This is a genomic window from Streptomyces sp. NPDC085946 (assembly GCF_044540485.1).
GTDB lineage: Bacteria > Actinomycetota > Actinomycetes > Streptomycetales > Streptomycetaceae > Streptomyces.
Window position 1 is genome coordinate 98,689 of the sequence record NZ_JBITSF010000017.1, and the last position, 23,204, is coordinate 121,892.

The 23,204-nt window shown below is 74.7% G+C and carries 19 protein-coding genes; 11 read left to right on the top strand and 8 right to left on the bottom strand.

The genetic code is table 11. The features are described from left to right. Positions 1-5 precede the first annotated feature (5 nt). A complete protein-coding gene (locus tag ACIF8T_RS28780) occupies positions 6-1,028 on the top strand; it encodes a TIGR03842 family LLM class F420-dependent oxidoreductase (RefSeq protein ID WP_400039018.1) in 1,023 nt (340 codons plus the stop codon). A gap of 166 nt (positions 1,029-1,194) precedes the next feature. On the opposite strand, the gene ACIF8T_RS28785 is transcribed toward ACIF8T_RS28780, so the two are convergent. Continuing rightward, positions 1,195-1,863 carry a hypothetical protein gene (locus ACIF8T_RS28785; protein ID WP_400039019.1) on the bottom strand — a complete coding sequence of 223 codons (669 nt, stop codon included), beginning with the start codon at positions 1,861-1,863 and terminating at the stop codon, positions 1,195-1,197. Positions 1,864-2,373: 510 nt separating this feature from the next. Between ACIF8T_RS28785 and ACIF8T_RS28790 the strand changes: the two genes are divergently transcribed. From ACIF8T_RS28790 to ACIF8T_RS28810, 5 genes are all read left to right on the top strand, one after another. Then, on the top strand, positions 2,374-4,209 hold the full coding sequence (locus ACIF8T_RS28790; protein ID WP_400039020.1) for a gamma-glutamyltransferase family protein: 1,836 nt from the start codon (positions 2,374-2,376) through the stop codon (positions 4,207-4,209). 186 nt (positions 4,210-4,395) lie between these two features. Continuing rightward, positions 4,396-5,256, top strand: coding sequence for an inositol monophosphatase family protein (locus ACIF8T_RS28795; protein ID WP_400039021.1), 861 nt, complete (start codon positions 4,396-4,398; stop codon positions 5,254-5,256). Positions 5,257-5,381: 125 nt separating this feature from the next. Beyond that, positions 5,382-6,791 carry a phytoene desaturase family protein gene (locus ACIF8T_RS28800; protein WP_400039022.1) on the top strand — a complete coding sequence of 470 codons (1,410 nt, stop codon included), beginning with the start codon at positions 5,382-5,384 and terminating at the stop codon, positions 6,789-6,791. Then, complete coding sequence (locus tag ACIF8T_RS28805; RefSeq protein ID WP_400039023.1) at positions 6,788-7,297, top strand: O-acetyl-ADP-ribose deacetylase; 510 nt, start codon at positions 6,788-6,790, stop codon at positions 7,295-7,297. The genes ACIF8T_RS28800 and ACIF8T_RS28805 overlap by 4 nt, the downstream gene beginning before the upstream one ends. A gap of 276 nt (positions 7,298-7,573) precedes the next feature. After that, entirely contained in the window at positions 7,574-11,476 is a 3,903-nt protein-coding gene (locus ACIF8T_RS28810; RefSeq protein ID WP_400039024.1) for a glycoside hydrolase family 2 TIM barrel-domain containing protein, read from the top strand. Positions 11,477-11,549: 73 nt separating this feature from the next. Here the strand turns inward: ACIF8T_RS28810 and ACIF8T_RS28815 are convergent, their stop codons facing one another. Next, positions 11,550-11,912: an ArsR/SmtB family transcription factor gene (locus ACIF8T_RS28815; protein WP_400039025.1), complete on the bottom strand. Its 363-nt coding sequence runs from the start codon at positions 11,910-11,912 to the stop codon at positions 11,550-11,552. A gap of 67 nt (positions 11,913-11,979) precedes the next feature. Between ACIF8T_RS28815 and ACIF8T_RS28820 the strand changes: the two genes are divergently transcribed. The 3 genes from ACIF8T_RS28820 (at position 11,980) to ACIF8T_RS28830 (ending at position 15,926) form a co-directional block, all read left to right on the top strand. Next, positions 11,980-13,896 (top strand): heavy metal translocating P-type ATPase, encoded by a 1,917-nt coding sequence (locus ACIF8T_RS28820; RefSeq protein WP_400039026.1) that lies wholly within the window; start codon positions 11,980-11,982, stop codon positions 13,894-13,896. 67 nt (positions 13,897-13,963) lie between these two features. After that, a complete protein-coding gene (locus tag ACIF8T_RS28825) occupies positions 13,964-15,433 on the top strand; it encodes an AlkA N-terminal domain-containing protein (protein WP_400039092.1) in 1,470 nt (489 codons plus the stop codon). Between the two features lie 10 nt (positions 15,434-15,443). After that, the gene (locus tag ACIF8T_RS28830; RefSeq protein WP_400039027.1) at positions 15,444-15,926 is read left to right on the top strand and encodes a methylated-DNA--[protein]-cysteine S-methyltransferase; all 483 of its coding nucleotides are present in this window, start codon (positions 15,444-15,446) and stop codon (positions 15,924-15,926) included. 172 nt (positions 15,927-16,098) lie between these two features. Here the strand turns inward: ACIF8T_RS28830 and ACIF8T_RS28835 are convergent, their stop codons facing one another. After that, positions 16,099-16,833, bottom strand: a complete 735-nt coding sequence (locus ACIF8T_RS28835; protein ID WP_400039028.1) for an SIR2 family NAD-dependent protein deacylase — start codon at positions 16,831-16,833, stop codon at positions 16,099-16,101. Positions 16,834-16,910: 77 nt separating this feature from the next. Between ACIF8T_RS28835 and ACIF8T_RS28840 the strand changes: the two genes are divergently transcribed. After that, positions 16,911-17,111, top strand: coding sequence for a type II toxin-antitoxin system VapB family antitoxin (locus ACIF8T_RS28840; protein WP_400039029.1), 201 nt, complete (start codon positions 16,911-16,913; stop codon positions 17,109-17,111). A 12-nt stretch (positions 17,112-17,123) separates the two neighbouring features. On the opposite strand, the gene ACIF8T_RS28845 is transcribed toward ACIF8T_RS28840, so the two are convergent. Together ACIF8T_RS28845 and ACIF8T_RS28850 are read right to left on the bottom strand one after the other, a co-directional pair. Then, entirely contained in the window at positions 17,124-17,627 is a 504-nt protein-coding gene (locus ACIF8T_RS28845; protein ID WP_400039030.1) for an NUDIX domain-containing protein, read from the bottom strand. A gap of 124 nt (positions 17,628-17,751) precedes the next feature. After that, on the bottom strand, positions 17,752-18,888 hold the full coding sequence (locus ACIF8T_RS28850) for an ADP-ribosylglycohydrolase family protein (protein WP_400039031.1): 1,137 nt from the start codon (positions 18,886-18,888) through the stop codon (positions 17,752-17,754). Positions 18,889-19,098: 210 nt separating this feature from the next. Between ACIF8T_RS28850 and ACIF8T_RS28855 the strand changes: the two genes are divergently transcribed. After that, positions 19,099-20,217 carry a glycerate kinase gene (locus tag ACIF8T_RS28855; protein WP_400039093.1) on the top strand — a complete coding sequence of 373 codons (1,119 nt, stop codon included), beginning with the start codon at positions 19,099-19,101 and terminating at the stop codon, positions 20,215-20,217. 112 nt (positions 20,218-20,329) lie between these two features. Here the strand turns inward: ACIF8T_RS28855 and pssA are convergent, their stop codons facing one another. The 3 genes from pssA to ACIF8T_RS28870 form a co-directional block, all read right to left on the bottom strand. After that, positions 20,330-21,112, bottom strand: coding sequence for a CDP-diacylglycerol--serine O-phosphatidyltransferase (pssA, locus tag ACIF8T_RS28860; protein WP_050810223.1), 783 nt, complete (start codon positions 21,110-21,112; stop codon positions 20,330-20,332). A 58-nt stretch (positions 21,113-21,170) separates the two neighbouring features. Beyond that, positions 21,171-21,827: a phosphatidylserine decarboxylase gene (locus ACIF8T_RS28865; RefSeq protein WP_400039032.1), complete on the bottom strand. Its 657-nt coding sequence runs from the start codon at positions 21,825-21,827 to the stop codon at positions 21,171-21,173. 170 nt (positions 21,828-21,997) lie between these two features. Further along, complete coding sequence (locus ACIF8T_RS28870) at positions 21,998-23,203, bottom strand: acyl-CoA dehydrogenase family protein (RefSeq protein WP_400039033.1); 1,206 nt, start codon at positions 23,201-23,203, stop codon at positions 21,998-22,000. Position 23,204 lies beyond the last annotated feature (1 nt).

Here is a 23,204-nt window from a genome sequence, read left to right on the forward strand (position 1 = left end):
CCCCGATGGACTTCGGACTCGTCCTGCAGACCGACCCGCCGGCCTCGCGGGTCGTCAGCCTCATGAAGCGCGCCGAACGCAACGGCTTCACCCACGGCTGGACCTTCGACTCCGCCGTGCTGTGGCAGGAGCCCTTCGTCATCCACAGCCAGATCCTGGCGAACACCACGACGCTGAAGGTCGGCACGATGGTCACCAACCCGGGCACCCGCACCTGGGAGGTCACCGCCTCCACCTTCGCCACCCTCAACGACATGTTCGGCAACCGCACGGTCTGCGGCATCGGCCGCGGCGACTCCGCGATGCGCGTGGCCGGCCGCAAGCCCAACACGCTCGCCCGCATCAGCGAGGCCATGAAGGTCATCCGGGCGCTGGGCAGCGGCCGGGAGGCCGACCTCGGCGGCGGCACGGTCGTCCGCTTCCCGTGGATCCGGCAGGGCGCCGAACTCCCGGTGTGGATGGCCGCGTACGGGCCGAAGGCGCTGAAGATGGCCGGCGAGGAGGCCGACGGGTTCATCCTCCAGCTCGCAGACCTCTACCTCACCGAGTACATGGTCGGGGCCGTCAAGGACGCGGCGGCCGCCGCGGGCCGCGACCCCGCCGAGGTGACCGTCTGCGTCGCCGCCCCGGCCTACGTCACCGAGGACGACTCGCCCGGGGCGCTCGCCCACGCGCGCGAGCAGTGCCGGTGGTTCGGCGGCATGGTCGGCAACCACGTCGCCGACCTGGTCGCCAGGTACGGCGAGCACTCCGCCGCCGTACCCGACGCGCTCACCGACTACATCAAGGCACGGCAGGGCTACGACTACGCCCACCACGGGCGCAGCGGGAACCCGGACACGCGGTTCGTGCCGGACGAGATCGTCGACCGGTTCTGCCTGATCGGCCCGGTGGAGCGGCACGTCGAGAAGCTGGACGCGCTGCGCGCGCTGGGCGTCGACCAGTTCGCGGTGTACGACATGCACGACGCGCAGGAGGCGGTGATCGACGCGTACGGATCGCGGGTCATCCCCGCGGTCAACGGCTGACCCCGCCCCGCGGGTTCCCTCCGCGCCCCTTCCCGCCGCCCCGGGAAGGGGGCCGGGACGCTCCCGCCCTCACGTCCTCCGGAGCGCGCCCCTCGGCGCCGCCCGCACGGCCCTTCCCGTCCCGTCTCCCCGGCGCGCCGGGCTCCGGGCCCCGGCGGGGGGACGGTCAGCCCCGCGGGCCGTCCCCCAGCGCCGCCACCGCCTCCTTGGCGGCCTTGATGGCGCCCTTGTTGATCTCGTCCGTACCGGGCGCCTTCTTCGACTCGAAGTCGCTGCCGTTGTAGGTGACGACCACCAGCGCGTTGGAGGCGCGCGCGACCACCACGCCCTCCCGGGTCTCCTGCTTGTCCTCCGTGGTCAGGTTCACCACCGAGTACCCCGCGTCGCCCAGGCCGGGGACCGCGCCTCCGCCGCTCCTCTCCCGGGTGCGCTGCTCGTAGGCCGTGCGGGCCCTGTCGTCCGACTCGAAGACCTCGAAGGACACGTCGAGCCAGCGGTACTCGTACCCCTGGAGCGCGTTCCAGGAGCAGGTGCGGCGCAGCTCGGAGTCCGTCGACGGGATCTCCTTCCCGCCCGTCCCGGCACCCGGAACCAGGGCCTTGACCGTCTTCGCGGCCAGGCTCCCGCAGGGCGCGGGCGCGGCGGTGTACGTCTTGGGCGCCGCGGTCTCCGAGGGGGCGGCGGCGGACCGGGTTCCGGTGCGCCCGGCCGGCTCCTGCTCGGCGGCCCGCGGCGCGGCGAGCGGACCGGACGACAGCGCCCAGCCCATCGCGGCGAGCACGGCGACGGGGGACAGGCGCGCGGTCAGAGCGAGCGGCAGGGGAAGATCACGCACGGCGCACTCTCGTGGGGGACGGACGGTGCGGAGGGGGTCCGCACTGCGGACGGGACGACAGTGTCACACGACTCCCGGTGGGGCGGAAGGGCGAACTCGCTGCGTACCGGCGCGGTCACGGTGACCCACCGAGGCGGGGGGCGGATTGCCGGCGGTTCGCCGGGTGTGGGCGGTTCGCGTCGCGTCAAGGGGGGCGCGGCCGGAGGGACACGGCGGCCGCGGGAGCGGACGGTCTCCCGGTCAACTCGCCCTCTCCGCCCACGAGTCGGGGCACGTGATGGCCCGCGGCGGCACCCCCGGACCGCTTCCCGGCTCCCCGGACGCCCGCGTACGATCCCGGAGGCCGCCGCCCGGAGCCCGGACGGGGCAGCCGCCCGGGGCCCGTACGGGGCCGCAGCCCGCACGGCCCGCCGCGCACAGCCGCCTCGCACGACCCGGCCCGCACAGCCGTCCGGCACGACCGTCCCCCACCGCCGTCCTCCACCGCCGTTCCGCACCCGAGGAGCACTCGTGTTCACCACCCGCCCCACCCTCCAGGGCACCTTCGGCATGGTCTCCTCCACCCACTGGCTGGCCTCCCAGTCGGCGATGGCGGTCCTGGAGGACGGCGGCAACGCCTACGACGCGGCCGTCGCCGGGGCGTTCGTGCTGCACGTCGTCGAGCCGCACCTCAACGGCCCGGCCGGCGAGGTGCCGATCCTGCTGGCCCCGGCCGGCGGCGCGGTCCGGGTGCTGTGCGGGCAGGGCGTCGCGCCCGCCGGGGCGACGACCGGGCACTACCGGGGCCTCGGACTCGACCTCGTGCCCGGCACCGGCCCGCTCGCCGCCGCCGTCCCCGGCGCGTTCGACGCGTGGCTGCTCCTGCTGCGCGACCACGGCACCAAGCCGCTGGCCGACGTCCTGAGGTACGCCATCGGCTACGCCGAGCACGGGCACCCGCCCGTGGAGCGCGTCGGCGAGACCGTGGAGACCGTGCGCGCGCTCTTCGAGACGGAGTGGACCACCTCGGCGGAGGTCTACCTGCCCGGCGGCCGGGCACCGCGGCCCGGCGAGCCGTTCCGCAACCCCGCGCTCGCGGCCACCTGGAAGCGGCTGCTCGCGGAGGCCGCCGGGGCGGGGGACCGGGAGGCGCAGATCGACGCGGCCCGCGAGGTCTGGCGCACCGGCTTCATCGCCGAGGCCCTCGTCCGGCAGGCCGGGCGCCCCACCCTGGACACCAGCGGCAGGCGCCACACCGGCACGCTGACGGCCGGCGACCTCGCCGCCTGGTCCGCGACGTACGAGACCCCGGTGACGTACGACTGGAACGGCTGGACCATGTGCAAGGCCGGCCCGTGGAGCCAGGGCCCGGTCCTGCTCCAGCAGCTCGCCCTGCTCCCGCCCGAGCTGCCCCGCCACGGCACCGCCGACCACCTGCACCTGCTGATCGAGGGCTGCAAGCTCGCCATGGCCGACCGGGAGGCCTGGTACGGCGACGCGGCCGAGGTGCCGCTCGACGACCTGCTGTCGGCGCCCTACAACACGGCCCGGCGCGCCCTCGTCGGCGAGACGGCCTCCCGGGAGCTGCGGCCGGGCAGTCCCGGCGGACGCGTCCCGCGGCTGCCCGCCCACGCGCGCGCGGCGGCCACCGCGGGCCCCGGCGCCCCCGGCCCCGGCGCCCCGGGCACCGGCGAGCCGACCGTCGCCAAGGGGCCCGCGTCCCCCGTGCCGGGCGAACCGGCCGTGGCCGCCGACGGCACCACCCGCGGCGACACCTGCCACCTCGACGTCGTCGACCGGTGGGGCAACATGGTCGCGGCCACGCCCAGCGGCGGCTGGCTCCAGTCCAACCCCGTCGTGCCCGAACTCGGCTTCCCGCTCGGCACCCGGCTGCAGATGACCTGGCTGGAGGAGGGCCTGCCGAACTCGCTGACCCCCGGCCGCCGCCCCCGGACGACGCTCACGCCCTCCCTCGCCCTGCGCGACGGCGTCCCGGTGCTGGCGTTCGGCACGCCCGGCGGGGACCAGCAGGACCAGTGGCAGCTGCACTTCTTCCTGGGGGTGGCGCTGCGCGCCCCGGTGCGCGGCGGCCTCGACCTCCAGGGCGCGATCGACGCCCCGAACTGGCACAACGACAGCTTTCCCGGCTCCTTCTACCCGCGCGGCATGCGCCCCGGCAGCGTCACCGTCGAGTCCCGCACGGACCCCGGGGTCGTCGCGGAGCTGCGCCGGCGCGGCCACGACGTGACCGTCGGCGGCCCCTGGTCGGAGGGCCGGCTGTGCGCCGTCGCCCGCGACCCGGAGACCGGCGTCCTGTCGGCGGCGGCGAACCCGCGCGGGACGCAGGGGTACGCGGTCGGCCGCTGAGCGCCCGGCGGAGGGCCGGCCCGCGCGGTCCCGGGAACCGCACGCCGGCCGCCGGTCATGGGCGCGCGGCAGCCGGCCACCGGCGCGCGTGCGTGCGCCCGCCCGCCCGCCCGGTGTTCACGGCGATTCCACCCGCCGTGCACCGGCCGGGTGGGGTTTGTCAGCGGCGCGTGCTGTGATGGGGGAGTGATCGACAGCAGCGAAACCATCGAAGAGTTTCTCACCCGCCACGCCTCCGACGTCGAGGAGGCGATCCGCACGGCGGCCGGCACCGAGATCATGCCGCGCTGGCGCCGCCTCGCCGCGCACGACGTCGACCAGAAGAGCGGCCCGCACGACCTGGTGACGGACGCCGACCGCAAGGCCGAGCTGTACCTGACCGAGGTGCTCCCCGCCCTGCTGCCCGGCTCGGTCGTCGTCGGCGAGGAGGCGGTGCACGCCAACCCCGCGTCCTACGAGGCGGTCCGGGGCGGCGCGCCGGTCTGGATCGTCGACCCGGTCGACGGCACCCGTCAGTTCGTGCACGGCGACTCCGGCTTCTGCACCCTCGTCGCCCTCGCGCAGGCCGGCGTCCTGCTCGCCTCCTGGACCTACGCGCCCGCCCGGGACCAACTCGCCACGGCGGTACGGGGCCGGGGCGCCTTCCTCGACGGCCGGCCGCTGCGCGCCGGCGCGCCGGAGCCCGGCCGGGACCTGCGCGTGGCCACCTCCCACCCCGACTACACGACGGAGGAGCAGAAGCGCGCCCTGCTCGGCCTGCGCACCCCGGGCGTGGCGCCCCGCTCCTGCGGCTCGGCCGGACTGGAGTATCTGGCCGTCGCCCGCGGCGAGATGGACGCCACCGCCTTCTCCTGGGAGGCCGCCTGGGACCACGCGGCGGGCCTGCTGCTCGTGGAGGAGACCGGGGGTGCCCACCTGACCCGCACGGGCGAGCCGTTCCGCATCACCGGTGGCAACGCCCTGCCGTTCACGGCGGCCCGCGACGCGGCCACCGCGCGCCGGGTGGCCGGGCTGCTGCAGAGCCCCCTGGCGCACCCGGCCGACTGAGGCTCCGCCGCGCGGCCCGGGGCGGCCCCGGCCCGGGCCGCCCCGCCGCCGGGCGCTGTCGTACCCCCGGCATATCCTGATCCCCAGTGGCCATCGGCTGACGAAGGGGTCCGAAGGTGCCGTCGATGCTCGATGCGGTCGTGGTGGGTGCGGGACCGAACGGACTGACCGCGGCCGTGGAGCTGGCCCGCCGCGGCTTCTCCGTCGCCGTGTTCGAGGCGCGGGACACCGTGGGCGGCGGGGCCCGCACCGAGGAGCTCACCCTCCCCGGCTTCCGGCACGACCCGTGCTCCGCGGCGCACCCCCTCGGCGTCAACTCCCCGGCCTTCCGCGACCTGCCCCTCCAGCGGTACGGCCTGGAGTGGCTGCACGCCGAGCTGCCCATGGCGCACCCCTTCACCGACGGCACGGCGGCCGTGCTGTCCCGGTCGGTCGGCGCCACGGCCGCCTCGTTCGGACCGCGCGACGCGGGCACGTACCGCAGGCTCGTCGCGCCCTTCCTGCCCCGGTGGGACACGCTCGTCCGCGACTTCATGTCCCTGCCGCTCACCGCGCTGCCCCGTGACCCGGTGACCCTCGCCCGCTTCGGCCTGGCCGGCCTGCCGCCGTCCACGTGGCTGATGCGCCGCTTCCGCGACGAGCGGGCCAGGACCCTGTTCGCCGGTCTCGTCGCCCACGTGATGGCCCCGCTGGGCGGCCTCGCCACCGGCGCCGTCGGCCTGGTCTTCGCCCTCGCCGCCCACGCCCGCGGCTGGCCCGTCGCCCGCGGCGGCTCCCAGGCCGTCTCCGACGCGCTGACGTCGTACCTGACGGACCTGGGCGGCAGCGTCCACACGGACTACGAGGTCAAGCGCCTCGACGACCTGCCGCCCGCCCGCGCGTACGTCTTCGACACCTCGCCCACCGCCCTGGCCCGTATCGCGGGCTTCGGCGGCCACTACGACCGCTTCCGCTACGGCCCCGGCGTCTTCAAGGTCGACTACGCGCTGGACGGCCCGGTGCCGTGGACCGCCAGGGAGGCCCGGGTCGCCGGCACCGTGCAGATCGGCGCCGACAGCGCGGAGATCGGCACCGCGCTGCGCGCGGCGGCGCGCGACGGCCGGGCACCCGACCGGCCCTTCCTGATCACGGTCCAGCCGAGCGTCGCCGACCCCACCCGGGCCCCGGCCGGCAAACAGGTCTTCTGGGTCTACGGGCACGTCCCGAACGGCTGGACCGGCGACCTCACCGACGCGATCGAGCGCCAGCTGGAGCGCTTCGCGCCCGGTTTCCGCGACCGGGTCCTGGCCCGCGCGACCGCCGGCCCGCCGGAACTCGCCGCCCGCAACGCCAACTACGTCGGCGGCGACATCGCCTCCGGTGCGGCCGCCGGACTCCAGCTCCTGCTGCGGCCCAGACTGTCCCTGTTCCCGTACACCACCCCGCATCCGGCCGTCTTCATCTGTTCGTCCTCGACCCCGCCGGGCCCCGGGGTGCACGGCATGTCGGGACACAACGCCGCCAAGGCCGTCTGGAGGAGGCTGAGGCAGACATGACCACCCTCACGCTGGTGCGGGGCGACATCACCCGCGAGAGCGTCGACGCCCTCGTCAACGCGGCCAACTCCTCGCTGCTGGGCGGCGGAGGCGTCGACGGGGCGATCCACCGCCGCGGCGGCCCCGCCATCCTGGCCGAGTGCCGCGAGCTCCGCGCCGGGCACTACGGCAAGGGCCTCCCCACGGGCCGCGCCGTCGCCACCACCGCGGGCGACCTGGACGCCCGCTGGGTCATCCACACCGTCGGCCCGGTCTGGTCGGACACCGAGGACCGGTCCGCCCTCCTCGCCTCCTGCTACCGCGAATCCCTGCGCGTCGCCGACGAGTTGGGCGCGCGGACGGTCGCCTTCCCCGCGATCTCGACGGGCGTCTACGGCTGGCCGATCGACGACGGCGCCCGGATCGCCGTACGGACGGTGCGGGAGACGGCCACGGCGGTCGAGGAGGTCCGGTTCGTCCTCTTCGACGAGCGGGCATACGAGGCGTTCGCGGCACAGCTCCGCTGACACCGCCGCCGAGGGCGGCCCGGCGGGCGGCCGGGCACGCCACAGGACCGGCCCTCGCCCCGGCTCCCGAAGTCCCAAAACCGCACACAGACCGACGGGGTCATTGCTTCGGTTGTGTGCGAGTCCTAGGGTGTGCCTGGCTCAGCAGTCGCCCCGTCACCCTCCGTCGTGTTCCGTCCCCTCGGCAACGCCTGCGCCCGCACGGTGCGTTGGGGAGCGGACCTGACGTTCCCTCAGTCCGCGCAGCACCCTGTCGCACCGAGGAAGGCCACGGTCATGCCGCACCCCCACGTGTCATCCGCCGACCGGTCCGCCCGTCCCGGACCGCCGGTCGTCAGCCGCCGCCGGCTCCTGGAGGGCGGCGCCGCCCTCCTCGGCGCGTTCGCCCTGAACGCGCCGCCCACCGCGGCGCACGCGGCCGGCCCGCGCCTCGCGGCGGCCGACGCCCCGGAGTGGAACGGCCGGATCTCCGTGTTCCGCCTGGGCGCCGAGCCGCCCCACACCACCCTGATGCCGTACGAGAACGTCGAGCAGGCGCTGGCCGCCGACCGCACCCGCTCGCCGTACCGGCTGAGCCTGGACGGCACCTGGAGGTTCGCCCACGCGGAGAACCCCGGCGACCGGGACGCCGACTTCCACCGCACCGACGTCGACGACAGCACCTGGGACACCATCCCGGTGCCGTCCGTCTGGCAGCTGCACGGCTACGACCGCCCGATCTACCTGAACATCACCTACCCGTACTGGGGCCCCAACGGCCTGGGCGAGGAACCGCGGCCCCCCGCCGCCCCGACCCGCTACAACCCCGTCGGCCAGTACCGGCGCACCTTCACCGTGCCCCGCGGCTGGGCGGGCCGGCGCACCTTCCTGCACTTCGAGGGCGTCAAGTCCGCCCACTACGTGTGGATCAACGGCCACCTGGCCGGCTACCACGAGGACTCCTACGCGCCCGCCGAGTACGACGTCACCGAGCACCTCCGGCCCGGCACCAACCAGATCGCGGTCGAGGTGTACCGCTACTCCGACGGCGACTGGCTGGAGGACCAGGACATGATCCGGCTGAGCGGCATCTTCCGCTCGGTCTACCTGTACTCCACCCCGCCCGTGCACCTGCGCGACTTCAAGCTGGGCACCCCGCTCGGCGACGACTACCGGACCGCCGGGCTGGAGGTCACCGCGCACGTGCGCGACCACGGCGGCGAGGGCGGGCGCTACACCGTCGACACGCAGTTGTACGACGCCGACGGCCACCCCGTCTGGTCCCGGCCCCTGCGGCAGGACGCCGACATCCCGCCCGGCGGGGAGGCCACCGTCGAGGCCGCCCGGTCCGTCCCCGCCCCCGAGCTCTGGTCGGCCGAGCACCCCTACCTCTACACCGCCGTCCTCCGGCTGCGCGACCCGTCCGGCACGGTCGTCGAGACGCTGTCGCACCGGGTCGGCCTGCGGGAGTTCGCCCTCAAGGACGGCCTGATGCGCATCAACGGCCGGCCCGTCTCCTTCCGCGGCACCAACCGGCACGAGATGCACCCCGACCGCGGCACCGCGCTCACCCGCGCCGACATGGTCGAGGACATCACCGTCATCAAGCGGATGAACATCAACTCCGTCCGCACCTCGCACTACCCCGGCAACCCGCTGTGGTACGAACTCGCCGACGAGTACGGCCTGTACCTCGTCGACGAGACCAACCTGGAGACCCACGGCATCCGCGACACCTACCCGGGCGACCACCCCGAGTGGACCGAGGCCTGCGTGGCCCGCGCCCAGAACATGGTCCACCGCGACAAGAACCACGCCTCGGTGGTCGTCTGGTCGCTCGGCAACGAGGCGGGCGGCGGCACCACCTTCCGCGCCATGTACGACTGGATCCGCTCCTACGACCCGACCCGCGTCATCCAGTACGAGGGCGACGACCGGCCCGGCATCAGCGACATCCGCTCGGAGATGTACGAGACCCCCGCACGCGTCGAGGCCCGCGCCGGGGACACGTCCGACACCCGCCCGTACGTGATGATCGAGTACTCCCACGCGATGGGGAACTCCAACGGCAACTTCCGCGAGTACTGGGACGTCGTCCGCCGCCACGACGTGCTGCAGGGCGGCTGGATCTGGGACTTCGCCGACCAGTCCCTGCGCTGGCCCACCCCGGCGCGCAAGCGGTTCACCGAGTCCGGTCCCGGGAGGCTGCGCGGCGAGATCCTCGCGGCGGGCGGCACCTTCGACCGCGCCGAGGGCGTGTCCGGCGGCACCGTCTTCGCCCGCGACGACCGCCTCGACCTCACCGGCTCCCTGACCCTGGAGGCGTGGGTCACCCCGCACGTGACGGGGTACCACCAGCCCATCCTCGCCAAGGGCGACACCCAGTACGCGCTGAAGCAGACCGGCCGGAACCTGGAGTTCTTCATCCACTCCGGCGGCCAGTGGACCACCGCGAGCTGGGCGCTGCCGGACGACTGGACCGGCCGCGAGCACCACGTCGCCGGCGTCTTCGACGCGGCCGCGGGCACCCTGACCCTGTACGTCGACGGTGCCGTGCGGGCCGTCCGGACCACCACCCGGCGGCCCGGCAGCACCACCGCGCCGCTCGCGCTCGCCACCGACGCCGACCAGCAGACACGGGAGTTCAGCGGCACGATCCGCCGGGCCCGCGTCTACGCCCGCGCCCTGTCCGCCGCCGAACTGGCCTCCGACGGCCGCGGGCCCGGCGACGACGGCGTGCGCTTCTGGTTCGACGCGGCCACCGTCGCCTTCACCGAGCAGCGGCCGCGCGAGAAGACCTTCCTCGCGTACGGCGGCGACTGGGGCGACAACCCCAACGACGGCAACTTCGTCGCGGACGGCATCGTCACCGCCGACCGCGGCCACACCGGCAAGGCCGCGGAGGTCAAGCGGGTCTACCAGGCGGTGCAGGTGCTCCCGCGCCCGGGCGGACCCGGCGAGGTCACCCTCGTCAACGAGTACCTGTTCACCAACCTGCGTGAGTTCCACGGCAGTTGGGTGCTGCGGGCCGACGGCGAGGTCGTCCGGCGCGGCCGCCTGACCCGCGGCCAGCTCGACGTCCCCCCGCTCGGCCGCAAGGACGTCACGGTGCCCGTGCGGCTCCCGGCGGACCCGGCGCCCGGCACCGAGTTCTTCCTCGAACTCTCCTTCACCACCAAGGAAGACGCGCCGTGGGCGAAGGCGGGCTTCGAGGTGGCCCGGCAGCAACTCCCGCTCGACGCGGGCGTCCCGGCCGTACGGCCCGTGCCGCTGCGCAGCGTGCCCGCCCTGCGCCACGACGACACCCCGGACGCCGTCACCGTGCGGGGCAGGGACTTCTCCGTCACCGTGGACAAGGCCACCGGCACCCTCACCTCGTACGAGGCGGCGGGCACCCGTCTGCTGACCGGCGGGCCGGTGCCGAACTTCTGGCGGGCGCCCACCGACAACGACAAGGGCAACGGCCAGCACATCCGCAACCAGATCTGGCGCGACGCCGGCGCCCGGCGGACGGTGACGGACGTGCTCGTGCGCCCGCTGGGCGACCGGGCCGTCGTGGTCGAGGTCGGCGGCACCCTGCCGACCGGCGTGGCGTCGGCGTACTCCCTGACGTACACGGTCTTCGGCAACGGCGAGATCAAGGTCGAGCACACCCTGCGCCCCGGGGCGCCGGACCTGCCCTACATCCCCGAGGTCGGCACCCTGCTGTTCCTGCCGCGCGGCCTGGACCGCCTGCACTACTACGGCCGCGGCCCGGAGGAGAACCACTGGGACCGCAGCACCGGCACCGACGTCGGCCTGCACTCCGGGACCGTCGCCGGGCAGTGGACGCCCTACATCCGCCCCCAGGAGAACGGCAACAGGACCGACGTCCGCTGGGCCGCGCTGACCGGCCGCGACGGCACCGGGCTGCTGGTCTCGGGCGAACCCCTGCTGGAGATCAACGCCTCCCGCTTCACCCCGGAGGACCTGTCGTGCGGGGTCCGCCACGACTACCAGCTCACCCCGCGCGAGGCGGTCGTGCTGCGCGTGAACCACCGGCAGATGGGCGTGGGCGGCGACAACAGCTGGGGCGCGCACACCCACGACGCGTACAAGCTCTTCGCCGACCGCACCTACGCGTACACCTACCGGCTGCGTCCGCTGACCGACGTCCGCCGGGCGACGGCGGCCTCACGGCGGCCGACCGCCGTCGAATAGGGGGAAGCGGCCATTCGGCCGGGAGGCGGCCGCCCCGCGTCCGGGAGGCGCCGCCCGCCTCCCGGCCCGGGGCTCACTCGGCGGCGTCGCTGAGGCCCAGGCGCAGGTGCTCCACGTGGTACACCGCCTGGTCGAGCAGCTCGGCGACGTGGTGGTCGTGCAGCGCGTACACCACCGACCGGCCGCGGCGCTCGCCCACCACCAGGCCGAGGTTGCGCAGCAGCCGCAGCTGGTGCGAGCAGGCCGACTGCTCCATCCCGACCTCCGCCGCCAGTTCCGTGGCGGGCAGCGGTCCTTCGCGCAGCCGGGCGAGGATCAGCAGCCGGGAGGGGGTGGACAGGGCCTGGAGCGTGGTGGCGACCTTGGCGACGTTGTCCGCGTCCAGCCGGACGCGCTCGGTGGCGTCCCGCGCGGGGACGACGGCTCCATGACCCATGGCCCCATCCTACCGATCACATATGAACACATGAATCGGTCTTCATGTGTTCCTGTATGGTGGCGGGGTGTCCGTGACTCTCGCACCCGCACCCGTCCCCCCGGCCGCCCCCGCGGCCCGCCGGCGCACCCGCGTCCTGGCCCTGCCCGAGGCCCGCTGGGCCCTCGTCTCGCTGCTGGCGTTCCTGCTGGGCCTCGCCCTGGACCTCGGCGGCGCCCCGGTCTGGGCGTACGGCGTCCCGTACGTGATCGCCTACGCCGCCGGCGGCTGGGAACCCGCCCTGGAAGGCCTGCGGGCGCTGCGCGAGAAGACCCTCGACGTGGACCTGCTGATGATCGTCGCGGCGCTCGGCGCGGCCTCGATCGGCCAGGTCCTCGACGGCGCCCTGCTCATCGTCATCTTCGCCACCTCCGGCGCCCTGGAGGCCCTCGCCACCGCCCGCACCGCCGACTCCGTACGCGGACTGCTCGACCTCGCGCCCACCACCGCCACCCGGCTGACCGGCGACGGCGAGGAGACCGTCCCGACCGCCGCGCTCGCCGTCGGCGACGTGCTCCTCGTCCGCCCCGGCGAGCGCATCGGCGCCGACGGGACCGTCCTGGACGGCACCAGCGAGGCCGACCAGGCGACCATCACCGGCGAGTCCCTGCCGGTGCTCAAGCGCCCCGGCGACGAGGTCTTCGCCGGCACCCTCAACGGCACCGGCGCCCTGCGCGTGCGCGTCGGCCGCGACCCGGCCGACTCGGTGATCGCCCGGATCGTGGCCCTGGTCGAGGAGGCGTCCCGCACCAAGGCGCCGACCCAGCTGTTCATCGAGAAGGTCGAGCAGCGCTACGCGGTCGGCGTGGTCGCCGCCACCCTCGCCGTGTTCGGCGTCCCGCTCGCCTTCGGCGAGGACCTCACGGCCGCCCTGCTGCGGGCCATGACCTTCATGATCGTCGCCTCGCCGTGCGCGGTCGTCCTCGCGACCATGCCGCCGCTGCTGTCCGCCATCGCCAACGCCGGCCGCCACGGCGTCCTGGTCAAGTCGGCCGTCGCGATGGAACGCCTCGGCGAGATCGACACCACCGCCCTCGACAAGACCGGCACCCTCACCGAGGGCGAGCCCGAGGTGACGGCCGTGCGGCCGCTGCCGGACTCCGGCCTCGACGAGGACGCCCTGCTCGCGCTGGCGGCCTCCGCCGAGCACCCCAGCGAGCACCCCCTGGCCCGCGCCGTCGTCGCCGCGGCCCGCGCCCGGGACCTGCCGCTGGAGCCCGCCGAGGACTTCTCCGCCGCGCCCGGCCGGGGCGTCACCGCCACCGTCGGCGGACGCGTGGTGACGGTCGGCCGTGCCGGGGCCGCCGAGGCCACCGGCGGCGAGACCGTCGTCCGCGTCACCCGCGACGGCGTCGCCGTCGGCACCCTCGCCCTCACCGACCGCCTGCGCCCCGACGCGGCCGCCGCCACCGCCGCCCTCACCGCCCTGACCGGCACCGCCCCCGTCCTGCTCACCGGCGACACCGCCTCCGCCGCCGCCCGCGTCGCCACCGCCACCGGCCTCACCGACGTCCGCGCGGACCTGCTGCCGCAGGACAAGGTGAGCGCCGTGCGCGCCGTCCAGGACGGCGGCGGCAAGGTGCTCTTCGTCGGCGACGGCGTCAACGACGCGCCCGCCCTGGCCGCCGCCCACTCCGGGATCGCCATGGGCCGCGCGGGCTCCGACCTGGCCCTGGAGACGGCCGACGCGGTGATCGTGCGCGACGAGCTGGCGGCCGTGCCGGCCGTGGTCCGGCTGTCGCGCACCGCCCGCCGCCTGGTCGTGCAGAACCTGGTGATCGCGGGCACGTTCATCACCGTCCTCGTGCTGTGGGACCTGATCGGCCACCTGCCCCTGCCGCTCGGCGTCGCCGGCCACGAGGGCTCCACCGTGCTGGTCGGCCTGAACGGGCTGCGGCTGCTGCGCGAGTCGGCCTGGCGATCCGGACCGGCGCAGGACGGCTGAGGTCGATGTCGGATTCTCGCCAGACCCGGCGCCGCCGGTGCCCGATGCTGGACGCATGCAGATCGGGATGCACACCGACACCGAGCGCTGCGTGCGCGCCGTCCGGTCCAAGGACGCCCGTTTCGACGGCTGGTTCTTCACCGCCGTCCTGACCACCGGCATCTACTGCCGGCCCAGCTGCCCGGTCGTCCCGCCCAAGCCGCAGAACATGGTCTTCCACCCGAGCGCGGCGGCCTGCCAGCAGGCCGGGTTCCGGGCCTGCAAGCGCTGCCGGCCCGACACCAGCCCCGGCTCGCCGGAGTGGAACCGGCGCGCCGACCTCGTGGCCCGCGCCATGCGGCTGATCGCCGACGGCGTCGTCGACCGCGAGGGCGTGCCCGGCCTCGCCGCCCGGCTCGGCTACAGCACCCGGCAGATAGAACGCCAGCTGCTCGCCGAGCTGGGCGCGGGCCCCCTCGCGCTCGCCCGCGCCCAGCGCGCCCAGACCGCCCGGCTGCTCGTCGAGACGACCGGCCTGTCGATGGCGCAGATCGCCTTCGCCGCCGGCTTCTCCTCCGTCCGCACCTTCAACGACACCGTCCGCGAGGTCTTCGCCCTCGCCCCGAGCGAGCTGCGCGCCCGCGCCCCGCGGGGCACCTCGCCGGGGACCTCCGGGGCCCTGTCGCTCCGGCTGCCGTTCCGCGCCCCGCTCAACCCCGACAACCTCTTCGGGCACCTCGCCGCCACCGCCGTACCCGGGGTCGAGGAATGGCGGGACGGCGCCTACCGCCGCACGCTCCGCCTCCCGTACGGCCACGGCATCGCGGCCCTCGCCCCCCGCCCCGACCACATCGCCTGCCGCCTCACCCTCACCGACCTGCGCGACCTGCCCGTCGCCATCAGCCGCTGCCGCCGCCTGCTCGACCTGGACGCCGACCCGGTCGCGGTCGACGACCAGCTGCGCACGGACCCCGTGCTCGCGCCCCTGGTCGACAAGGCGCCGGGCCGGCGGGTGCCGCGCACGGTCGACGAGGCGGAGTTCGCGATCCGTGCCGTGCTCGGCCAGCAGGTCTCCACGGCCGCCGCCCGCACCCACGCCGCCCGCCTGGTCACCGCGCACGGCGAACCGGTCGACGACCCCGAGGGCGGCCTCACCCACCTCTTCCCGTCCCCGCGGGCCCTCGCCTCGGTCGACCCCGAGTCGCTGGCGATGCCCCGCACCCGCCGCACGACCCTCACCACCCTCGTCCGCCACCTCGCCGACGGCACCCTCCGCCTCGGCGTCGAGAGCGACTGGCCGGACACCCGAGCCCGGCTGCTCGCCCTGCCCGGCTTCGGCCCCTGGACCGCCGACGTCATCGCGATGCGCGCCCTCGGCGACCCCGACGCCTTCCTCCCCACCGACCTCGGCATCCGCCGTGCCGCCCGGGACCTCGGCCTGCCGTCGACCCCGGCGGCGCTCACCGCCCGCGCGGCGGCCTGGCGCCCCTGGCGGGCGTACGCCGTGCAGTACCTGTGGGCGACCGACAGCCACCCGATCAACTTCCTTCCGGCATAGGGACGTTCCCGTGAAACACCACACCCTGATCGACAGCCCGTACGGCCCCCTCACCCTCGTCGCCGAGGACGGCGTCCTGTGCGGCCTCTACATGACCGACCAGCGTCACCGCCCCGCGGAGGAGACCTTCGGTGCCCGGGACGCCACGCTCTTCGCCGAGGCGGAGGAGCAGCTGGAGGCGTACTTCGACGGCGCGCTGAAGGAGTTCACCCTGGAACTGCGCCTGGACGGCACCCCGTTCCAGCGCCGCGTCTGGGACGAACTGCGCCGCATCCCCTACGGCGAGACCCGCACCTACGGCCAGCTGGCCGACGCCCTCGGCAGCCCCACCGCCTCCCGCGCGGTCGGCCTCGCCAACGGCCGCAACCCCATCGGCATCATCGTCCCCTGCCACCGCGTCATCGGCGCCAACGGCAGCCTCACCGGCTACGGCGGCGGCCTGGACCGCAAGCAGCGGCTGCTGGACTTCGAACGCGGCGCCGGACTCTTCTAGCGCCGCCCCGCCCGGCCGGCGGGGGAGAGGCCGGCGACGGCGGCGTGGCGGCCGCCGCCCCGGCGGACGCGCGGACCGCACCCGGGCCAGGAGCTGTCGTTCGGATCACGCCGCGGACGCGGGGCCGACGACAGACAGTCGATTCCCCGCGACCTGATCCGAACGACAGCCCTCAGACCGCGCCCTCCCGCAGGTCCCGCAGCAGCCGGGGCAGCGCCGTGCCGATCGGCTCGCGGACGACCTCGTCGGCCAGCTCGTCGTACGGCGTCGGCTCGGCGTTGACGATGATCAGCCGGGCCCCGTGGTCGGCGGCGACCCCGGCGAGGCCCGCGGCGGGCTGCACCTGGAGACTGGTCCCCACCGCGACGAAGACCTCGCACGCCTTGCTGACGGCGACGGCGTCGCCGAGGACCACCGGGTCGAGCCGCTCGCCGAACATCACGGTCGCCGGCTTCAGGACGCCGCCGCACTCCCGGCACGGCGGATCCTCCTCACCCGCCTCGATCCGCGCGAGCGCCTCCTCCATCGAGCCGCGGACGTGGCAGCGCGTGCACACGACCCCGTGCGCGGTGCCGTGCAGTTCGAGCACCTTGCGGTCCGGCAGCCCGGCGCGCTGGTGCAGCCCGTCCACGTTCTGCGTGATCACCCGCACCGGCACCCCGGCCGCCTCCAGCTCGGCCACCGCCCGGTGCGCCGCGTTGGGCCGGGCCCGGAGCGCCCCGCTCTCGCGCCGCATCCGCCACGAGCGGCGGCGGATCTCCGGATCACCCATGTAGTACTCGTACGTCACGAGCTTCTCGGCGTCCGGATCCCGCCGCCACAGCCCGTTCGGCCCGCGGTAGTCCGGGATGCCGGAGTCGGTGGAGACACCGGCACCGCTGAGAATGGCGACGAGAGGCTTGCCCATGCGGCCGAGGGTAGGACCCGGCCCTCGGCCGGGGCGAACGGATATCGCCCCGCCGCGCCCGGTGCTGGGGTCCGGCCATGGCCGAGGTCACCGTCTCGCTCGACGCCGAACTCGTCGTGGAAGCGATGGTGCTCGCGGGGGCGGGCAGTCCCCAGGACGCCGTCGAACTCGTCCTCCGCGACTACGTCGAACGCGGCCACCGCACCGAGGCCCGGGTGGCCGCCCGCGACGAGGCGCCGCGGGAGATCGACGCCGAGCCGCAGGACGCCCAGGGCTGATCCCGGCGGCGGTCACGCCACGCGGTGGCCGTTCTCCAGCTCCGCCGTGCCCGAGCCCTCCGCGAGGACGTCCAGAGCCGCCAGGACGCGGCGGCCGAGGGCGCCGTGCAGGTGGTCGGTGATCTCCTCGCGCGGCACGAGCCGCCAGGACAGCAGCTCCTCCTCCTGGAGGCGGATCGCCCTCAGGTCCTCCTCGCCGAGGACCCCGCCGTCGAACAGGTACGCCACCAGCGGCGGCCGCCCCGTCCCCGGCACCCAGTCCACCGCGAGCAGCCGGCCCGGCTCGCGGTCGAGGCCGATCTCCTCGGCCGTCTCGCGCCGCGCGCCCTGCCGCGGGGTCTCCCCGTCGTCCGATTCGATCGTGCCGCCCGGCAGCGCCCAGCCCTCCCGGTAGTTGGGCTCGACGAGCAGCACCCGGCCCCGCTCGTCCCGGAAGAGGGCGGCGGCGCCGGCGAGCACGCGGGGCAGCGAGGCGATGTAGGCGGCGAAGTCCTGGGTCTGCTGAGGGGCGGTCATGCAGGAAGGGTAGCGGCGGGCGCCGGCCCGCCCGCAGGGGCGGCCGGCGGCAGGACGGGCGCGTGGGGGCGTGCGCGGTCCCACGCGCCGCCGGGCGCGTCCCGCGATCCCGCGCACCGCCCGGTCAGGAACCCGCCTCCGCCCGCTCCCGTTCCTCCGCCCGCGCCCGCACCGGCTGTTCCCGGTCCTCCCGCCGCGCCTGCGCCAGCCGCAGGGTCCGCCGCGCCAGGTCGCTGATCCGCACCCCGTCGAAGCCGAACACCGCGCTGCGGACCGTGTCCTGGAGCGGGTCCTTCCACTGCGGCGGGATGGCGTCCGCCCCGGTCAGGACGCCCGCCACCGACCCGGCCGTCGCGCCGTTGGAATCGGTGTCCAGGCCGCCCCGGACGGTGAGGGCGATGGTGCGGGTGAAGTCGCCGTCGCCGTACAGCAGCCCGGCGGTGAGCACCGCGGCGTTCGGCACGGTGTGGATCCAGCCGAGCCCGGCGGTCTCCGCCTCGATCGTGGTGAGCGTGTCCTCCCAGGTCATGCGGGTGTCGTGGAGGGAGACGACCCGGCGCACCGTCCGGGCGAGCCGGCAGCCGCCCGGGACGACGGTCAGGGCCCGGTCCACGGCGTGCCGCACCGTGGGCGCGGTGAACGCCGCCGAGATCAGCGCCGCCGCCCACATCGCGCCGTACACGCCGTTGCCGGTGTGGGACAGCACCGCGTCCCGCCGCGCCAGCGAGGCGGCGCGAGGGGGGTCGCCCGGGCAGGTCCAGCCGTAGACGTCGGCGCGGATCAGGGCGCCGATCCACTCCTGGTACGGGTTGTCGTACGTGGCGGTCAGGGGCGGCTTCAGCCCGTTGGCGAGGTTGCGGTACGCCGCCCGCTCGGCCGTGAAGGTCTGCAGGTACGGCAGCCGCAGCAGCCACAGGTCGCCGACCTCCTCGGTGCTGAAGCCGAAGCCGCGGGTCTCCAGCAGGTGCAGGCCGAGGACGGCGTAGTCGATGTCGTCGTCGCGGCAGCTGCCGTGGATGCGGCCGCGGACGCAGGAGCGCCACTCGGGGCGCAGCTCGGCGGCCTCGTCGTCGCCGGGCGGCTCGGGGAGGTAGTCGGTGAGGGGGAGCGCGGCCGTCCGGCGCAGGTAGCGGTCGATGCGCTCGCGCGTCCACAGGTCGCCCTGCTCGACCGGCTTGCCGAGCATGTTGCCCGCGATCCGGCCGAGCCAGCCCCCGAGGATGCGGTCGGCGAGTTCTGGCTCAGTGCCCACAGGGGTCATGTCTCCGGTCTACCCGGATACACCCGGCCGCATGGGTCCCCGGGGTCCACGGGCTGGGCAGGGGCATGACGGCGGGGGCGCGCTCCGGATAGGGTCGCAGCGGCGCGACTGGCCTCGGCGTGCGCGGGGCCCGAGAGCGAGGGGAAGCAAGTGGCGGACGCTGCAGTGGGCGACACCCGGGCGGGACGGCCGGCCCAGCCGGTCCGGCGGGTGCTCGTCGCCGCGGACAAGTTCAAGGGGTCGCTGACGGCCGTACAGGTCGCCGAGCGGGTGACGGCCGGGCTGCGGCGCGTCGTGCCGGAGCTCCCGGTCGAGGCGCTGCCGGTGGCCGACGGCGGCGACGGCACCGTGGCCGCGGCGGTCGCGGCCGGCTTCGAGCGGCGCGAGGTGCGGGTCGCCGGCCCCCTCGGCGCCGAGGTCCCGGCGGCGTTCGCGCTGCGCGGCGACACCGCCGTCGTGGAGATGGCCGAGGCGAGCGGACTGCAGCGGCTGCCGGCCGGGGTCTTCGCGCCGCTGACGGCCTCCACGTACGGTTCCGGCGAGCTGCTGCGGGCCGCGCTGGACGCCGGGGCCCGGACGATCGTGTTCGGCGTCGGCGGCAGCGCGACCACGGACGGCGGCGCCGGGATGCTGTCCGCGCTCGGCGCGCGGTTCCTGACCGCCGACGGGGAGCCGGTGACCCCGGGCGGCGGCGGCCTCGCCGAGCTGGCCACGGCGGACCTGTCGGGCCTCGACCCGCGCCTGGCCGCCGTGGAACTGGTGCTGGCGAGCGACGTCGACAACCCGCTGACCGGGCCGAAGGGCGCGCCCGCGGTGTACGGCCCGCAGAAGGGCGCCTCGCCCGACGACGTGGTCGCGCTGGACGCCGCCCTCGCGCACTTCGCGAAGGTGCTGGAGGAGTCCGCCGGGCCGAAGGCCGCCGAGTACGCCGCGGCGCCCGGCGCGGGCGCGGCCGGCGGCATCGGCTACGGCGCGCTGCTGATCGGCGCCCGCTTCCGCCCCGGCATCGAGGTCATGCTCGACGTGCTGGGCTTCGCGCCCGCGCTGGAGCGGGCGGACCTGGTGATCACCGGGGAGGGCTCCCTCGACGAGCAGACCCTGCACGGCAAGGCGCCGGCCGGGGTCGCCGCCGCGGCCCGGGCGGCCGGCAGGGAGGTCGTCGCGGTGTGCGGCCGGCTCGCCCTGCCGCCCGAGGTCCTGGGCCGGGCCGGGATCCGGCGGGCGTACGCGCTGACCGACGTGCAGCCGGACGTGGCCACGTGCATCGCCGAGGCCGGGCCGATCCTGGAGCGGGTGGCGGAGAACATCGGGCGGGACTTCCTGACCTGACCCGGCCGGGCACGGCCGGGCGGCCGGGCCGCCGTCGGACGGCCCGCGACGCGCAACGGGTGTGGCCCGGGCCTTCAAGGCCCGGGCCACACCCGTTGCGGTCAGCGGAGCGTCAGGGCAGCTGGGCCGCCCGCGCCTCGCGCCGGTTGTCGCGGAAGTTGTTCACCCGGCGGGCCGTGGCGAACAGCGGGATCACCGCGCCCATGACCAGCTGCAGCGCACAGCCCGTCTGGAGCAGCAGCTGCCCGCTGGGGGCGTCGAACGCCCAGGCGGCCAGCAGGCCCATGGACAGGACGATCCAGGAGAGCATCGCCACGGCGAGGCGGCCGCGCGGCTTGGGGTACTCCACCCGGCTCACCATCAGCCAGGCCGTGCCCAGGATCGCCAGCAGCGTCGCCACGAAGGGCAGCTCCAGCAGTACGATGGAGACCACCGTCAGCGCGCCGAACGGCGAGGGCATGCCCTGGAAGGTGCCGTCCTTGACCGTGACGCACGAGAATCTCGCGAGCCTCAGGACCACCGCCAGCAGCACCACGATCGCGCCGACCGCCGCGACCCGCTGGTGCGCGTCGTCGGCGACCATGCCGTAGACCAGGACGAAGTACGCCGGGGCCAGGCCGAAGCTGATCAGGTCGGAGAGGTTGTCCAGCTCGGCGCCCATGGGGGAGGAGCGCAGCTTCCTCGCGACCAGGCCGTCGAACAGGTCGAAGACCGCCGCGCAGAGCATCAGGATGACCGCGGTGGCCGCGCTGTGGCGGGCCATGCCGGTCTCCTGGCTGCCCGTGAGGTGCGGGATCAGGATGCCGGTGGTGGTGAAGTACACCGCCATGAAGCCGCACGTGGCGTTGCCGAGGGTCAGCGTGTCCGCTATCGAGAGGCGGAGGGAGAGGGGCATCTCCTCCTCTTCGTCCACCTCGTCGGCCTCGGGGACCCAGCCCGTCTGCGTCTGCGGGTCAGTCACGGTCAATGCGAGTCACCCCAGCCACGGTCTTCTGACCCACCTCGACCGCCACCTCCACGCCCTCGGGCAGGTAGAGGTCGACGCGCGAGCCGAAGCGGATCAGACCGATCCGCTCGCCCTGCTCGACCTTGGTGCCCTGGGGGACGTAGGGGACGATGCGGCGGGCCACCGCGCCGGCGATCTGGATCATCTCGATGTCGCCGAGCTCGGTGTCGAAGTGCCAGACGACCCGCTCGTTGTTCTCGCTCTCCTTGTTGAAAGCGGGAACGAAGCCGCCCGGGATGTGCTCGACCGAGGTCACCGTGCCGGCCAGCGGCGCGCGGTTGACGTGGACGTTGAGCGGGCTCATGAAGATCGCGACGCGGGTGCGGCCGTCCTTCCACGGCATGATGCTCTGCACCACACCGTCGGCGGGCGAGATGACGCGGCCCTGGGCGATCTCGCGCTCGGGGTCGCGGAAGAACCACAGCATCCCCGCCGCGAGCGCGGTGGCGGGGACGGCGACGGCCTTGGCGGCGCCGGAGCGGCGCGCGCGCAGGAGGCTGACGGCCGCGGTGGCGACGGTCGGGAGGAGCCACGGCGATGCTCCGCGCGCGAGGCGTGCGCCGACCAGGCTGTCGCGAGGTGCAGAGGTTTGGCTGTGGGGCATGGATGACCTTCGTAGCGAATGATGCCGCGCTTCGACGGGGGACGGCGGCTTTCCGGCGATCGTAGCGGCTCGGGGCCATAACTGGGTAAGCCAGGAAGCCGAGTCGGCGGCTGAAGAGCGCTGACGGGGTGTGATCTTGTTCTCCAAGAAAACACCCCGTATCCGGACATCTAGCCCTGGAATCGATACTCTTCGAGCAGCCTCCGGCCGATGATCATTTTCTGGATCTCGGCGGTGCCTTCACCGATCAGCAGCATCGGGGCCTCCCGGTAGAGGCGCTCGATCTCGTACTCCTTGGAGAAGCCGTAGCCGCCGTGGATCCGGAAGGCGTCCTCCACGACCTCCTTGCAGTACTCGGAGGCGAGATACTTCGCCATCCCAGCTTCGAGGTCGTTTCGCTCCCCGGAGTCCTTTTTGCGTGCTGCGTTGACCATCATCGCATGCGCGGCCTCCACCTTGGTAGCCATCTCCGCCAGCTTGAACTGGACGGCCTGGTGCTGGGCGATGGGCTTGCCGAAGGTGTGGCGCTGCTGCGCGTACCGGACGCCGAGCTCGAAGGCACGCTGAGCGACGCCGCAGCCACGCGCCGCCACGTTGACACGGCCGACCTCGACGCCGTCCATCATCTGGTAGAAGCCGCGTCCGGTGACCCCGCCGAGCACCCGGTCGGCGGGAATCCGCAGGCCATCCATGATGAGCTCGGTCGTGTCGACGCCCTTGTAGCCCATCTTGTCGATCTTGCCGGGGATGGTGAGGCCGGGGCGGACCTCGCCGAAGCCGGGCTCCTTCTCGACCAGGAAGGTGGTCATCGACTTGTGCGGCGCGGTGCCCTCGGGGTGACCTTCGTCACTTTTCACCAGAACGGCCACCAGGGAGGACGTTCCGCCGTTCGTGAGCCACATCTTCTGGCCGTTCAGGACGTACTCGTCGCCGTCCCGGACCGCCTTCGACGTGATCGCCGACACGTCGGAGCCCAGGCCCGGCTCCGACATCGAGAAGGCGCCCCGGATGTCGCCGGCCGCCATCCGCGGCAGGAAGTGGTCCTTCTGCTCCTGCGTGCCGTGCTGCTTGAGCATGTACGCCACGATGAAGTGCGTGTTGATGATGCCGGACACCGACATCCAGCCGCGGGCGATCTCCTCCACGCACAGGGCGTAGGTGAGCAGCGACTCGCCCAGGCCCCCGTACTCCTCGGGGATCATCAGGCCGAACAGGCCCAGCTCCCTCAGGCCGTCGACGATCGCTTGCGGGTACTCGTCGCGGTGCTCCAGCTCGGTGGCGACCGGGATGATCTCCTTGTCCACGAAGTCGCGGACGGTGGCGAGGATCTCCTGCTGGACGTCGGTCAGACCGGCGGTCTGGGCGAGTCGCGCCATG